This is a genomic window from Pseudomonas sp. GW821-FHT01A09, assembly GCF_058986725.1.
The window spans coordinates 137043-151395 of the sequence record NZ_JBYSWB010000006.1 but is presented as its reverse complement, the minus strand read 5'-3'; the positions used below and the strand labels follow the sequence as shown (position 1 = coordinate 151395).

The following is a 14353-nucleotide window of genomic DNA, read 5'->3' as shown; positions in this document are numbered from 1 at the left end:
CTCAGCTCCTGATCGCCATGGCCGCCCGCAAGCGGTCGGCGAGCACGTTGAATGAGATCGAGGTGATGAAGATCATCGCCCCCGGCAAGGCCGATACCAGCGGCTGGGTGTAGATCGCGGTACGCAAGGTGTTGAGCATCAAACCCCACTCCGGCTCCGGCGGCGTCACCCCAAGGCCGAGGAACGACAGGCCGGAGGCAAGAATCATCGACACCGAGATCAAGCCGGTGGTGAAGACGAAGATCGGCCCCAGTACGTTGCCCAGCACCTGCGTGCGGATGATGGTGAAGGCCCCGGCCCCTGAGGCCCGCGCCGCTTCGATGTAATCGCGGTTGCGCACCTGGGTGGTGACGCTCTCGGCGATCCGCGCCACCTGCGGCACGAACACCAGGGTCAGGGAGATCAGTGCGTTGTTGACCCCCGCCCCCAGCGCGCCGGAAAAGGCGATGGCCAGCAGCACCGACGGAAACGCATAGAACACGTCCACGGTGCGCATGATCAGGCTGTTCAGCCAGCCGCCGAAGTAGCCGGCGATCACACCGATGGCGCCGCCGATGAAAAACGCGAAGATCACCGGCGTGATGCCCATGAACAGCGACAGCCGCGCGCCCAGCATCAGCCGCGAGAGCAAGTCCCGGCCCAGTTCGTCGGTGCCCAGCGGGAAGCCCGGCGTGCCGATCGGCTTGAGGCGTTTGAACATCGAGGTGGTAAAGGGATCACCCGGCACTATCCACGGGCCCAATATCGCCAGCACCAGCAACGCCAGGATCACCAAGGCCACCGCCAGGGCGACCGGATCGCGGCGCACGCGGCCGAACACTTCGCGCCAGTAGCCCGGCGAACTTTCGACTGCTGCAATGACCGGCGCGGCCGGTCGTACCATCGACAGGTTCATGCTCAGCCCCTCTTGATGCGTGGATCGAGCAGCGTCTGCAGGATGTCGACCAGCAGATTGAGCGCGACGAAAAACAACGCCAGCACCCAGATCGTGCCCTGCAGCAAAGGCAGGTCACGCTGGAAGATCGCCGAGTTGAGCAACAGCCCTGTGCCGGGCCAGGCGAACACGGTTTCGACCAGGATCGAGCCGCCCATGAGGTAGCCGATCTGCAGGCCCATGACCGCCATGGCGGTGGGCGCGGCGTTCTTCACCACATGCAGGAACAGCCCCCACTCGCCCAGGCCCTTGGCGCGCAGGCCGATGATGAATTCCTGGGACAGGATCTCCGCCACCTGGGCGCGCACGGTACGGGCGATGATGCCGGTGGGGATCACCGACAAGGTGATGGCCGGCAGGATCATGAACTGCAGGTGCGCCCAGTCCCACGCCCAGGCCGACTGGCCCATCGGGCCGCCGCCGGTAGCGGGCAGCCAGCCCAGTTGCGAAGAGAAGACGATGACCATCAGCATGCCCAGCCAGTAGTGCGGCACGCTGACGCCGATGGCCGAGAACGCCGAGGCGATCTTGTCCAGCCAGCTGTCCTGGAAGTAGCCGCCGACAAAGCCGAACAGGCTGCCGAGGACGAAGCCGAACAGCGTCGCCAGCACCGCCAGGCGCAACGAGAAGCTGACCGCGTTGAGCACTTCGCTGCTGACCGGTCGGCCGCTGGCAATGGACATGCCCAGGTCGCCGTGCAGCGCGTGCCAGATCCACAGACCGAACTGCACGGGCAAGGGTTTATCGAAGCCGTAGGCGGTTATCAGCTGTTGGCGCAGGGCCTCGGAGGCGTCCGGCGGCATCACCGATACCAGCGGGTCGCCGGGGGCCATGTGCACCAGCATGAAACACACCAGCGCCACGCCCAGCAGGATCGGGGTCGCCAACAGCACACGGCGCAAGATATAGGCAAGCATGGGCTTTCCTCTTGGGGACTATCACGGTTTTGCGCTTGGATCGCTCCTGTAGCGAGGGGGCTTGCCCCCGAAAAGTGCGTCAGCAACATAGATGCCGCTGACACGATTTATCGGGGGCAAGCCCCCCCGCTACAGGTATGCAGGCTTCTCTAGTCCTGCTTGGACACCAGCGTCAGATCGATGAACCAGCTCTGCGGCTGCACCACACCGGTCACCTTCGGCGAAATCGCCCGTGGGCCGACGTCGTGGGCGACGAACAGGAACGGCACTTCATCGACGATGGCCGCATGCAGCTTGCCCGATGCGTCATCCAGCGCTTTGGGATCGAAGGAATTGCGCACCTGGGTGATCAGTTGCTCGACCTTGGGCGAAGCGAAGTAGCCCCAGTTGTTGGAAACCGGCGGGAAGGCCTTCTCGCTGGAGAAACGCACCATGCCGAAGTACGGGTCCATGACCGCCGCGCTGACGTTGATCGCATTCGCGCCCTGGGCCGCAGGGTCCTTGGCGCCCAGACGCCAGCCGCTGAACAGGGTGTTCCATTCGGTGACGGCGATGTCGACGTCGAAATAGCAGCTCTTGAGGCTCTGCTGGATATATTCGTTCATCGGCAGCGGCTGCATCTGCCCGGAGCCGGATGCTGAAGTCAGGACCTTGACCTTGACCGGGTGATCTTTGCTGAAGCCCGCCTCGGCCATGAGCTTTTGCGCGGCGGCCTGGTCATAGTGGATCTTGAATTCGGGGTTGCCGTACCACGGCGAATCCTTCTCGTAGATACCGGTGGCTTCCTGCATGTAGCCGCCCAGATAGGCTTTCAGCTCGCTGCGATCCAGGCACAGGTTGGCCGCCTGGCGTACGCGTTTGTCCAGCCACGGCGAACCGGGGGCGAAGGAGAACTGCCAAGGCCACAGGTGCGGCTGGCCGTTGGCGTAGATCTTGAAACCCTTGCTCTTGATCTGATCCATGGCATCGGGCGCCGGGGCTTCGATCCAGTCGACCTGGCCGGACAGCAACGCGGCGGTGCGGGCGTTGGCCTCGGGCAGCGGGATCAGCACCACGTGGTCGACTTTGGGAACACGTTTCGGATCCCAGTAACCTGGGTTCTTGTCCAGCACCAGTTCCTGGCGCGGCACCATGCGGTCCATCTTGAACGGCCCGGTCCCCACCGAATGGGCGGCGAAGGCGGTCCAGGCCAGCTTGGAGCGCTCGGCCGGATCGGTGGTGGTGGCCGGCACTGCGTCGAAATCCTTCTGCCAGGCGGTCGGCGAGGCCATGAACAGGTTGGTCAGGTTGTACGGCAGCACCGCATCGGGTTCGCTGGTGGTCAGTTCGACGGTGAGGTCGTCGATCTTCTGCGCGCTGCGCAAGGTCGGCATGCGCGAGACGGTCATGCCGATCTGCCCCGGCGCATATTGCGCGGCTTGCTTGTCGAGCACCTTGTTGACGTTCCACACCACGGCATCGGCGTTGAAGGCCGAGCCGTCGTGGAATTTCACCCCGGGGCGCAGCTTGAAGATCCACTTGGTGTGGTCATCGGGCTTGACCGCCCATTCGGTGGCCAGGCCAGGTATCAGCGCACTGGGCTTGTCGCCCTGAGACAGGTCCCACTCCACCAACGAGTCGAACATGGTGATACCGGTAAAGCGGTTGCCCTCGTAGCCTTGATCCGGCTGACCGTAGGTCAATGGGATATCCGCCGCCGTCATGGCGATGCGCAGCGTGCTTTCGGCCATCGCGGCCAACGGCGACAAGGCACCGACGGCGATCGAGCAGGCCAATGCCAGCCGGGTAAAACTGCGTGCGCGGATTACTGAAGCGTGCGTCATGGCGTAGGTCCCATCAGTCAGTTAAGGAGAGCTGAGAGGGTCCAACGCAATGGCCATACCAACTTTTACCAGATGGTCTGACGAAAGGTTCACGGCTGGCAATTTCCACTTGATTTTCAACGGGATGGACACCGCAAAAAATCCCTCGAGAAAATCACCCAAACGTTTGGGTAGTGTTGCGCGATGTTTCGTGCAATCTTTTGGTACGCCGCGCTCCATAGTGGCGCAGCTGCGGGAGATGATGCGTTTGGCGCCGCCAAGCCTGTGCAAGGGGCGGCGTGAAATGCGACCCTGCGCCCCAGTTTCCCTGCGCACAGGCCTACCTCCATGAACAAACGTCCGGCCACGCTTCGCGGTATCGCCCAGGCACTCGACATCCATGTGTCGACCGTGTCGCGCGTGCTCAACGGCACCCTCGATCACGCCGGGCGTGCCGCGTCCAAGGAAACCATCGAGCGCATTCGCGCCCTGGCCGCCAGCCTCGACTACCAACCCAATACCCACGCGCGGACCCTCAAGACCCGTCACAGCCACGAGATCGCGGTGCTGGTGCCCAGGCTCTCGGATATCGTCCTGGCGACCATCTACGAAGGCATCGACGAAGCCGCCGGTGCCGAGCGCTATACCACCTTCGTGGCCAACACCCTGGATCGCCCCGAGCGTCAGCGCGAGCGCGCCGAGCGGGCCCTGGCGCGCAATGTCGCGGGCTTGATCATCAGCGACGTGCATTGCACCGCCGAGCCCGGGTTTCTGGAAGAACTGCAGGAACGCCAGGTGCCCTTCGTGCTGGTCAGCCGCCGCCGCGGCGAGCATTGCTCGGTCACCTCGGACGATGAAATGGGCGGTCGCCTGGTGGCCGAACATCTGTTCGCCCAAGGCCACACCCGGGTCGCGGTGATCGCCGGCGAATCCCACAGCAGCAACGCCCGGGACCGCACCGCGAGCTTCGTCGCCTACTACCACGAACGCGGCATCGAGATCGGCGCCGAGCGCATCATCCCCGGCCGCTTCGACACCGAGGCCGGCTTCAGCATCGGTGAACGGCTGCTCGCCCACCCGCAGCCACCCACGGCGATATTCGCGGTCAACGACTTTCTGGCGATCGGGCTGTTCGGGGCCATGCGCAATCGCGGCCTGGTGGCCGGCCGCGACATCGCCGTGGTCGGCTACAACGACACCCCCCTGGCCGCCCACCTGCAACTCACCAGCATCAGCACCAGCATGCATGCCCAGGGCGTGCGGGCGGTGGAGACCCTGCTCAAACGCCTCAAGGGCGAGCCGGTGCAGTCGTATCGGTTTGCGGCGCAGTTGATCGTTCGGGAGAGTAGTGTGTGCTCACCTCGATAGCTTTGTTGCGCAGCGTCATGCATCAGCTGCGCACAAAGGCCATCAGCAGCCCGTAATCCCCGGCGTCCGCCGCGCGCAAGCCTTGGATATAGTCACGGCGCACCTCGCTGGTCGATGCAGCCCTACGACTTCCCCAGGAGAACTCAGGCTGGCCACAGCGCTTGAGCAGCGCATCAGCCATGTAGCGCGCATGTCGCCCATTGCCATTGGGAAAGGGATGAATCCACACCAGCTCGCGATGAAAGCGCGCGGCGATCTCGTCGATCGCGAAAATCTCGTGCTCAACCCACCACTGCGCATTGCCCAGCAACTGGTTGAGCTTCACGGCAATCTGCAGCGGTTCACAGCCGATGTTCTTTTCGGTACGACGAAAGGTGCCAGCCCACTTCCAGGTCGCATTGAACATGCGTTTGTGCAGCTCGCGCGCGAACTTCTCGCTAAACACATCGGGAGCTTTCTGGCGATTCAACCACCGCCTAGCCTCCAGCAGGTTTTCCGCTTCCCATTCGTCCAACTCACCTTGAGTCGCGATGTGCCTGGGCTTCAGACCAGCCGCTTCGTCAGGATCGAGTGGTGTCTGCCCAGGCTGAAGCATCGCTTCTATCGCCATAATCGCGTCCATGCGCCGGCCAGCAGTTCCTCACGCCGCTCGGCTACCTTGCGCTCGACAAAGGCGTCGCCAGGGCGCTGGTCTTCGAGCGCCATGGTATGCGACACGCTCATGACTTCTTGACGGGCGATGGCTTCGGCTCGCTCCTCGACCATGTCGTGCAATGGTTTTTTCGGGATCAGCGCATACACCAGCTCACAGTCAAGGCCATTGGCTAACTTGCGCAGTTGGCCGAGAGTAATTCGGTCGTCGGCCTCCGCGATCTCGGATTTCTGCAGTGTCGAGGGAGCTACACACAGCAATGCTGCCTGGCTACGAATAGAGCGACCGATGGACTCACGGATCGACCGTAGCCAACCACCTGGAGGTATCGGTTTGCCCTTGACCGGAGAAAAGGCGTCTAGAGCCCGTTCAACTTGAATCATCCGCAGCTTGTTGAGCGAAGAAGTACCCATTTTATCCTGCCCTGATCGCTCATCTGCAATCAAAAATTTGGTTTTTGTATCCCCAAAAGCGTTTAAATAATCACATGTTGATAGCTTATAGGGAAACGAATTTAGCCATTTCGAACGCTTATAGGGTATCAAACTATTTCAAATCGAACGCCTAAAGGCTTACGTTAACATAAAAAAGAACGCCTATAGGCGTTCAAAAATCGCTATCTACAAGCATCGCGCGGCTTTACGCCGCAATAGCCGCCATCAACCCCGCCTGATCGGCAATGACCCGAATCCCGACCTTCTGCATCGCCGCCAGCGCGTCGATCCCCCCTTGTGCGCTGATGCCACGGCAGGCCGGCAGGTACAGCAACACCGCGAAACCCGCCTCGGCCAGTTGCAGGGCTGTGGTCTTGACGCAGAAATCCAGCGCCAGGCCGCCGACGATCACCTGCTCGATGCCCTTGGCCCGGAGGAACTCGATCACACCGGTGGACAGTTTGTTGTCGAGGTCGTGATAGCAGGCGCCGTAGGGGTGAAGGTCCGGCTCCACGCCCTTCCACACGAAGTAGTCGTAGTCATAGGGCGTCGGCAGTTCGTCCAGCAGGGTGAAGCCCTCGGTGCCCGGTACGCAATGGCTGACCCAAGTGACGTCGGCGTGCTTGAGGCCGGTGGGCTTGAGCATGTTTTCGTGGCCGGTCACCAGCCAGGCGGGGTTGCTGGCGTGGGCATCCTTGCTGCCGACCCGCAGGCTGGCGAACCCGGCCATGAAATTCAATTCGCCGCCGATCCGGTCGCCGCCAGTCACCGGCAGCTCGTCAGGGCACAGCGGGGTGAAGGACTTCTGTGCATCGACATCGAATGAGGCGGTGAGGCGTTTGCTGATGGTCATTGCGAGTTCTTCCGTGGCTGGATTTATCACTCAAAGCAGGCACAGCGCTCTGAAACAGGCATCGAGGCGAAGGATACGCGTGAATGATCTTCAACGTGCAGGGGTCATTCCGAGCGGGCTTTGGCCTGGCGTGAGGTGAACCGAGAGGGCTCGGTAGCCGAAGGCTTGTTTGCGGGGCAGATAAAAACGCCGCCGAATCAGACGCGAAGCATTCACCAATCTGTGGTTCGTCGTCGATGATCAGCACGGTTGCCGGCCGCGTCATCAATCCGCCTCCAGATCGGCATAAGGCTGCGTCGGCAACGGCAGCCACAATGAAATACAGGTGCCCTTGCCGTCGATCCCCTGATCCACCTCGACACGCCCACCGTGGGCGCCCACCATGCCTTGGCAGATCGCCAGCCCCAGGCCCGTACCCTGCCCGCCTCGATCACCGCGCGCTGCGGTGTAGAACATATCGAAAATCTTCGTGCGTTCTTCCTCGGGAATGCCCGGTCCCTCGTCGCTGACACTGAAGACAATGAACACCTGATGCACAGACGCCGCGACTTCGATACGCCCGCCAAGGGGCGAGAATCTCGCCGCGTTCTCCAGAACGTTGACCAACGCCTGCTCGATCAGCGCTGCATGCACGTAGAGAAGGGGTATCTCGGTGGGTACCTGCACGCTGACCCTCAGTCCAGCCAACACCGAACGCAGGCGGCCCACCGCACTGCCGACGATATCCGCAGGTGCTACCCAGTCGCGCGCCAGCTTCAGGGCGCCGTGGCCAAGCCGGGTCATGTCCAAGAGATTTTGAATGTAACGATCCAGCCGCTCGGCTTCGTTGCGGGTGCCTTCCAGCAGTTCAATCCGGTCGCTTGCGGGAATAAGGTCGCCAAGCTCCAACAGGCTGTCGATACTGCCGCGCATCGATGTCAGTGGGGTTCTCAGATCGTGAGACACCGACGCCAGCAACGCGCTGCGCAGTTGCTCGGTCTCCCCATGCAAGCGCGCGGCCTCCAGATCCTCAACCAGATTCGCCCGAGCCAACGCCTGGGCCAACGGCTGACTCAACGCACTCAGCAGCCTTCGCAGTTCGCCACTCAGGGCGCCGTCATGACGCTCCGAGACGGCCATCAACGCCAGTACTTGCCCCTCCAGCGAGATTGGCCACCACCACCATCGGCCGGCGGGCAAGGTCCCCGTGCCTTTGCCGGCGGCCTGGTCGTGCCGCCCCGCCCATTCTCCAGCCGCCCGCTCCGACTCGGAAAATTGCTCGCTGCCGCCATTGGCCGCGCTCCAGGTATCGCCGGACTTCTGCAACAGGCAGACCTCCAGCCCCGGCCAGCCCTGCAGATGCTGAGACGCGGCATTGAGCACAGCCTGTCGGTCAGTCGAGGCGGCCAGGCTGCGGGACAACTCCAGCAAGCGCGCGGTCTGCGCCTGCGCCTCGCGCAAGGCACTGAGCTGCCGACGTTGGCGGGCAGCCAGATTGCCCGTGAGGGCGGCCATCAGCAAAAAGAACATCAGCGTCAGTACATCTTCTTCACGCTGGATACTGAAAGAGAACTTCGGCGGTATGAACAAGAAGTCATAGGCCAGAAATGACAACACGGCACTGGCCAGCGCCGGCCCGAGACTGCTGCGCACCGCCACCAGAAGCACTGCGGCCAGAAACACCAGCGAAATATTGGGCAAGTCCATCACCAGCGACACGCCCCAGGCAAAGCCGCTGGCCGATAGCGTCGCAGCGAGGGCGAGCGAGTAATCGCTCCATCGCCAGCCATGCGCAACAGGGCGGCGACGCTGCACCGGCGATTCAACGCGCGGCAGCACGTTGATCTCCAGCCCCGAGGGTTCGCGCAGCAACCTGGCCGACAGCCCCATGCCGATGACCCGCCGTCGTGATTGGCCCACCAGCAGCAAGCTGGCGCGGCGGTCGCTGGCGTGCTGGATCAAGGTGCGAGCGACGCCACTGGCACGCAACACCACCACTTCGCCCCCCAGGCGTTCGGCCAGTTGCTGGGCCTGATGCAAGCGCTGGCGAGCGGTCTCGTCTTTGACGCTGCCATTGTCGATATGCACCAGCGACCAAGGCAGATGGCGGTTCTGCGCGATGCGGCTGGCATGGCGTACCAGCCGTTCGCACTGATCATCACTGTCGATACCGACCAACAAGCGACCGCGAACCGTAGGGGCATCCTGGCCCAGGCGGCGGTAGCCCTGGGCCAGATCGGCATCGACCTGAGCGGCGGCCGTTTGCATGGCCAATTCGCGCAGGGCGTTGAGGTTGGTCTGACTGAAGAACGCATCGATGGCCGCGCGCGCCTGTTCCGGCACATAGACCTTGCCGTCACGCAAGCGCTCGAGCAGCTCGCGCGGCGGCAGATCGATCAGCAGCAGCTCATACGCCTCCTGCAAGACCCAATCGGGCACCGTCTCGCGGACCTGCACGCCGGTTATGCCGCGTACCTGGTCGTTGAGGCTTTCCAGGTGCTGCACGTTGACGGTGGTGTAGACATCGATATCGGCCGCCAGCAACTCTTGCACGTCTTGCCAGCGCTTGGCGTGCCGACTGCCAGGGGCATTGCTGTGGGCCAGTTCATCCACCAGCACCAACTGCGGCTTGGCCTTGAGCAGCCCGTCGAGGTCCATCTCTTCCAGCGGTACGTCACGGTAAAGGCTACGCAGCATGGGCTGTTGCGCCAGCCCGGCGAGCAACGCCTCGGTTTCCGCCCGGCCGTGGGTTTCGACCACCCCCGCCAACAGCCTGACGCCTTGGCGCTGCTGGGTATGGGCGGCCTGCAGCATGGCGTAGGTCTTGCCGACCCCCGGCGCGGCGCCGAGAAAGACCTTGAGGCGGCCCCGTCCAGCACGGGGCAAGGCTGCCAGCAAGGCATCGGCGCGGCCGGAGTCACTCATCGGGATTGCTCGCTATCATCGGGAGGCCAAGGGCAGGTGTTCCAGTGTGGCATTCAACGCTAGCACGTTGACCACCGGCGGGCCTACCAGGGAAGTCTGCGTATGCGCCACGATCAAGTCTTGCAGGGACTGCTCGGAGAGGTGACGGGCCGCCGCTACCCTTGCCACTTGATACGCCGCGGCAGCGGGCGACAGATGCGGATCGAGGCCGCTGCCCGAAGTGGTCAGCAGGGCCAGGGGCACCGGCCCCTGCCCGTCCACATACAGCCTGGCAGCATCGTCCTTGACGCGCGTCGCCAGCGCCGGATTGCTCGGCGCCAGGTTGCTGGCGCCGCTGGCAACGGTCGCGAAGGCGCCTGCCGAGGGCCGTGGGTGAAACCACTCGTCGCCGCTGAAATCCTGCGCGATCACGGACGAGCCTCGCACTTGCCCGGCAGCGTCGCGTACCAGGCTGCCGTTGGCCTGCTGCGCAAAGGCCACTTGAGCGATACCGGTGACGACCAAGGGGTACGCCACGCCGGTGATCAGGGTCATCAGGACCACCAGGCTAAGCGCCGGACGAATCAATTTGCTCATGTTCGAAGCTCCAGTGAGGTTCATACCAAATGCAACGCGGTCAGCAGTACGTCGATGGCCTTGATGCCCACAAACGGCACGATCAGGCCGCCGACGCCATAGATCAGCAGGTTGCGGCGCAACAGGTGGGCAGCGCTGGCGGCCTTGACGCGCACGCCACGCAGGGCCAGGGGAATCAACACCACGATGATCAGCGCGTTGAACACGATGGCCGAGAGGATCGCGCTCTGCGGGCTGGTGAGGCCCATGATGTTGAGCACGCCCAACTGTGGATAGATCGCCGCGAACAGCGCCGGCAGGATGGCGAAGTACTTGGCCACGTCGTTGGCGATGGAAAAAGTCGTCAGCGCGCCGCGGGTCACCAGCAGCTCCTTGCCGATGCGCACCACGTCCAGCAGCTTGGTGGGGTCGCTGTCCAGATCGACCATATTGGCCGCTTCGCGCGCTGCCTGGGTGCCATCGTTCATGGCCATGCCGACGTCAGCCTGGGCCAGCGCCGGAGCGTCGTTGGCGCCGTCGCCGCACATGGCGACCAAACGACCGTCTTCCTGCTCCTGACGAATGCGGGCGAGCTTCTTCTCCGGTGTGGCTTCGGCGATCACATCGTCAACGCCGGCTTCAGCGGCGATCGCGGCGGCGGTCAGCGGGTTGTCGCCCGTCACCATCACGGTGCGGATCCCCAATTGGCGCAGTTCTTCGAAACGCTCACGGATACCGGGCTTGACCACGTCCTTGAGGTGGATGGCGCCAAGCAGACGCTTGTCGCGGCAGACCAGCAGTGGCGTACCACCGCTTTGTGCAATCTTGTCGATTTCGCGGGCCAGTACGGCGGGCAGGTCCAGACGCTGCATGTCGACGAACCTGAGCAACGAGTCCACCGCGCCCTTGCGGTAGACATGAGTGTCGTAGTCGACGCCAGACAAGCGGGTTTCGGCACTGAAGGCGACCGGCACCAACGCCGTCGTGGCCGGTTCGTTGATCTTGTGCAGCTGGCGCAGGAACTCGACGATCGATTTGCCCTCGGCCGTTTCATCGGCAAGCGACGCCAGCAGCGCGCCTTCGGCCAGTTCCAATGCCGTCACCCCAGGGGCGGCGTACAGCGCGCTGCAACGCCGATTGCCGAAGGTGATGGTGCCGGTCTTGTCCAACAGCAGCACGTGCACGTCACCGGCGGCCTCGACCGCGCGGCCGGATTTGGCGATCACATTCAAGCGCACCAGGCGATCCATGCCGGCGATACCGATCGCCGAGAGCAAGCCGCCAATGGTGGTGGGGATCAGCGTCACCAGCAAGGCCACCAGGAACACCAGCGGCAGGCTGCCCCCCGAGAAATGCGCGAACGGCTGCAGAGTGACCACCACCAACAGGAAGATCAGTGTCAGGCCGATCAGCAGAATGTCCAGCGCGACTTCGTTAGGGGTTTTCTGCCGCTTTGCACCTTCGACCAGCGCGATCATGCGGTCGAGGGTCGACTCACCGGGGTCTGCGGTAATTTCGATGATCAACCAGTCCGAGACCACCTGGGTGTTGCCGGTGACCGCTGAGCGATCCCCGCCGGACTCGCGAATGACCGGAGCGGATTCGCCGGTGATGGCCGCTTCGTTGACCGCGGCAATGCCCTGGATCACCTCGCCATCGCCAGGGATCATCTGCCCGGCCTGGACGCGCACTATGTCACCCTTGCGCAGGCTGCTGGCCGATACCGTCTCGTAGATATCGCCGGACGTGCGACGGCGTGCTTCGAGCCCCTGGCTGCCGGCCTTGAGACTGTCGGCGCGAGCCTTGCCGCGCCCTTCGGCCAGCGCCTCGGCGAAGTTGGCGAACAGCACGGTAAACCACAGCCAGAGGGCGATCTGCACGGCGATGAAGGTCGGTACCGTCGGGTCCGGTATGGCGCACAGCGCGGTCGTCAGAATGGCGGTCAATTCGACCACCAGCATCACCGGCGAGCGCTTGAGTTCACGGGGGTTCAGCTTCACGAATGCCTGCACCAGGGCGGGACGCCACAGGGCCGACATGGTGGTCTTGACGGGTGGTTGAACAGCGGGTGTAGCAACAGGAATAGTCATGATCGTCCAGGCCTCAGAAACCCATACTCAGTTGTTCAGCGATCGGCCCCAGGGCCAGCGTCGGCAAGAACGTCAGGCCGCCCACCAGCAGGATGGTCACGGTCAACAGCGCTACGAATAACGGGCCATGGGTGGGGAAGGTGTTGCCGTTGACAGGCGCGGTTTTCTTCATCGCCAGGCTACCGGCCAGGGCCAGTACCGGCAGGATGTAGCCAAAGCGCCCGATCAGCATCGCCAGCGACAGCATCAGGTTGTGGAACGGCGTGTTGCCACTGAAGCCTCCGAACGCCGCGCCATTGTTGGCACCCGCCGAGGTGTAGGCGTAAAGCAACTGGCTGAAACCATGGGGCCCCGGATTACTGACCGCCCCGGCGGGACCGGGCAAGGCCGAAGCGATGGCGCCCAGTACCAGCACGGCGATAGGCATCACCAGCAACGTGGCAACCAGCAGTTGCACTTCACGGGCTTGCAGCTTCTTGCCCAGATATTCCGGCGTACGCCCGATCATCAAACCCGCCAGGAATACGGCGATGAGCACGTTCAGCAACATACCGTAGAGGCCGGCACCGACGCCGCCGAACACCACCTCGCCTAGCATCATGTTGACCATGGCCACCATGCCGCTGAGGGGATTGAGGCTGTCATGCATGGCGTTGACCGAGCCGTTGGAGGCCGCCGTGGTGGTCACTGACCAAAGCACGCTACCGGTGGTGCCGAAACGGCTTTCCTTGCCTTCGAGGGGCGCAGTGCGCTCGACCATCGGCAGATCGAGCGTCGGGTTGGGCTGATACTCGGCGTACAGCGAAACCGCACCGCCGATGAGGAACAGCGTCAGCATGCAGGCCATGATCGCCCGGCTCTGGCGCAGATCCTTGACGTAATGACCAAAGGTGAACACCAGCGCGGCCGGAATCAAAATGATCGACACCAGTTCGAACAGGTTGCTCAGGGCCGTGGGGTTTTCGAAAGGATGCGCCGAGTTGACGCCGAAGAAGCCGCCACCGTTGGTACCCAATTGCTTGATGGCGATCTGGCTAGCCGCGGGCCCAAGTGGAATGACCTGGTCGGCGCCTTGCAGGGTCAGGCCGCTGACATAATGAGCGAAGGTCTGCGGTACGCCCTGCCATACCAGAAACAGCGCGAGGATCAGACACAGCGGCAACAGACCGTAAAGCGTGGCCCGGGTCATATCGACCCAGAAGTTGCCGATCGAATTGGCCGAACGGCGACCGATACCGCGACACAGCGCGACCAGCACGGCCATGCCGGTGGCGGCGCTGACGAAGTTCTGCACGGTCAAGCCAACCATCTGGCTCAAGTAAGACAGCGACGCTTCACCGCTGTACGCCTGCCAGTTGGTGTTGGTCATGAAACTGATGGCGGTGTTGAACGCCAGTGTCCATTCCATGCCGGGGAAGTGCTGGTCGTTGAGTGGCAGGGCGCCCTGAAACATCAACATCAGCCAGAGCAGTACGAAACCGGCCAGATTGAACGCCAACAGCGCCAGGGTGTAGTGCTGCCAGCTCTGGTCAGCCTTGGCGTCGAGCCCTGACAACCGATAGCAAGCGCGCTCTACAGGCGACAGTATCGGCGTCAGAAACGTGCGCTGGCCCTCCATCACCTTGTAATAGAAACGCCCCAGAAACGGCGCGGGCACCAATACCAACAACAAGAACGCGATGATCAAACCATAGTCATAGCTGTGCATGGCTTACCCCTTGTCCGCGAGCAACAGCGCGACGAGCAGGTAGGCAAACAGCCCTATGGCGAGCATGAGTGAAATCCCATCCAGAACGTTCATTACCAGAATCTCCAAGGTACGGTGTATGCCGCGTGTTGAAGAT

12 protein-coding genes are annotated in these 14353 nt (G+C 62.9%); 1 reads left to right on the top strand and 11 read right to left on the bottom strand.

Features of this window, described 5'->3' with window-relative positions:
• Position 1 precedes the first annotated feature (1 nt).
• From AC3WJP_RS09970 to AC3WJP_RS09960, 3 genes are all read right to left on the bottom strand, one after another.
• Positions 2-895: an ABC transporter permease gene (locus AC3WJP_RS09970; RefSeq protein WP_493720746.1), complete on the bottom strand. Its 894-nt coding sequence runs from the start codon at positions 893-895 to the stop codon at positions 2-4.
• A gap of 2 nt (positions 896-897) precedes the next feature.
• Positions 898-1851, bottom strand: coding sequence for an ABC transporter permease (locus tag AC3WJP_RS09965; protein WP_493720745.1), 954 nt, complete (start codon positions 1849-1851; stop codon positions 898-900).
• Between the two features lie 149 nt (positions 1852-2000).
• On the bottom strand, positions 2001-3674 hold the full coding sequence (locus AC3WJP_RS09960) for an ABC transporter substrate-binding protein (RefSeq protein ID WP_493720744.1): 1674 nt from the start codon (positions 3672-3674) through the stop codon (positions 2001-2003).
• A gap of 327 nt (positions 3675-4001) precedes the next feature.
• On the opposite strand from AC3WJP_RS09960, the gene AC3WJP_RS09955 reads away from it, so the two are divergent.
• Positions 4002-5021, top strand: coding sequence for a LacI family DNA-binding transcriptional regulator (locus AC3WJP_RS09955; protein ID WP_493720743.1), 1020 nt, complete (start codon positions 4002-4004; stop codon positions 5019-5021).
• A 22-nt stretch (positions 5022-5043) separates the two neighbouring features.
• Here AC3WJP_RS09955 and AC3WJP_RS09950 read toward each other — a convergent pair whose 3' ends face one another.
• From AC3WJP_RS09950 to kdpF, 8 genes are all read right to left on the bottom strand, one after another.
• Positions 5044-5643 (bottom strand): mobile mystery protein B, encoded by a 600-nt coding sequence (locus AC3WJP_RS09950; protein ID WP_493720742.1) that lies wholly within the window; start codon positions 5641-5643, stop codon positions 5044-5046.
• A complete protein-coding gene (locus AC3WJP_RS09945) occupies positions 5622-6086 on the bottom strand; it encodes a helix-turn-helix domain-containing protein (RefSeq protein WP_493720741.1) in 465 nt (154 codons plus the stop codon). The genes AC3WJP_RS09950 and AC3WJP_RS09945 overlap by 22 nt, the downstream gene beginning before the upstream one ends.
• A 226-nt stretch (positions 6087-6312) precedes the next feature.
• Positions 6313-6960, bottom strand: coding sequence for a nicotinamidase (locus AC3WJP_RS09940; protein WP_493720740.1), 648 nt, complete (start codon positions 6958-6960; stop codon positions 6313-6315).
• A 264-nt stretch (positions 6961-7224) separates the two neighbouring features.
• Positions 7225-9864, bottom strand: coding sequence for a DUF4118 domain-containing protein (locus tag AC3WJP_RS09935; RefSeq protein ID WP_493720739.1), 2640 nt, complete (start codon positions 9862-9864; stop codon positions 7225-7227).
• 15 nt (positions 9865-9879) lie between these two features.
• A complete protein-coding gene (kdpC, locus tag AC3WJP_RS09930; RefSeq protein WP_493720738.1) occupies positions 9880-10440 on the bottom strand; it encodes a potassium-transporting ATPase subunit KdpC in 561 nt (186 codons plus the stop codon).
• A 20-nt stretch (positions 10441-10460) separates the two neighbouring features.
• A complete protein-coding gene (kdpB, locus tag AC3WJP_RS09925) occupies positions 10461-12509 on the bottom strand; it encodes a potassium-transporting ATPase subunit KdpB (protein WP_493720737.1) in 2049 nt (682 codons plus the stop codon).
• Positions 12510-12522: 13 nt separating this feature from the next.
• Positions 12523-14217: a potassium-transporting ATPase subunit KdpA gene (gene kdpA, locus AC3WJP_RS09920; RefSeq protein WP_493720736.1), complete on the bottom strand. Its 1695-nt coding sequence runs from the start codon at positions 14215-14217 to the stop codon at positions 12523-12525.
• Positions 14218-14220: 3 nt separating this feature from the next.
• Positions 14221-14310, bottom strand: a complete 90-nt coding sequence (gene kdpF, locus AC3WJP_RS09915; protein WP_226504855.1) for a K(+)-transporting ATPase subunit F — start codon at positions 14308-14310, stop codon at positions 14221-14223.
• Between the last annotated feature and the right edge of the window lie 43 nt (positions 14311-14353).

What these genes read in the sequence shown, in the direction of transcription:
- kdpF (WP_226504855.1), bottom strand. Translation starts at nt 14,310, where the DNA reads ATGAACGTTCTGGATGGGATTTCACTCATGCTCGCCATAGGGCTGTTT.
- AC3WJP_RS09965 (WP_493720745.1), bottom strand. Translation starts at nt 1,851, where the DNA reads ATGCTTGCCTATATCTTGCGCCGTGTGCTGTTGGCGACCCCGATCCTG.
- kdpA (WP_493720736.1), bottom strand. Translation starts at nt 14,217, where the DNA reads ATGCACAGCTATGACTATGGTTTGATCATCGCGTTCTTGTTGTTGGTA.
- AC3WJP_RS09940 (WP_493720740.1), bottom strand. Translation starts at nt 6,960, where the DNA reads ATGACCATCAGCAAACGCCTCACCGCCTCATTCGATGTCGATGCACAG.
- kdpB (WP_493720737.1), bottom strand. Translation starts at nt 12,509, where the DNA reads ATGACTATTCCTGTTGCTACACCCGCTGTTCAACCACCCGTCAAGACC.
- AC3WJP_RS09950 (WP_493720742.1), bottom strand. Translation starts at nt 5,643, where the DNA reads ATGGACGCGATTATGGCGATAGAAGCGATGCTTCAGCCTGGGCAGACA.
- AC3WJP_RS09935 (WP_493720739.1), bottom strand. Translation starts at nt 9,864, where the DNA reads ATGAGTGACTCCGGCCGCGCCGATGCCTTGCTGGCAGCCTTGCCCCGT.
- AC3WJP_RS09955 (WP_493720743.1), top strand. Translation starts at nt 4,002, where the DNA reads ATGAACAAACGTCCGGCCACGCTTCGCGGTATCGCCCAGGCACTCGAC.
- AC3WJP_RS09960 (WP_493720744.1), bottom strand. Translation starts at nt 3,674, where the DNA reads ATGACGCACGCTTCAGTAATCCGCGCACGCAGTTTTACCCGGCTGGCA.
- kdpC (WP_493720738.1), bottom strand. Translation starts at nt 10,440, where the DNA reads ATGAGCAAATTGATTCGTCCGGCGCTTAGCCTGGTGGTCCTGATGACC.
- AC3WJP_RS09970 (WP_493720746.1), bottom strand. Translation starts at nt 895, where the DNA reads ATGAACCTGTCGATGGTACGACCGGCCGCGCCGGTCATTGCAGCAGTC.
- AC3WJP_RS09945 (WP_493720741.1), bottom strand. Translation starts at nt 6,086, where the DNA reads ATGGGTACTTCTTCGCTCAACAAGCTGCGGATGATTCAAGTTGAACGG.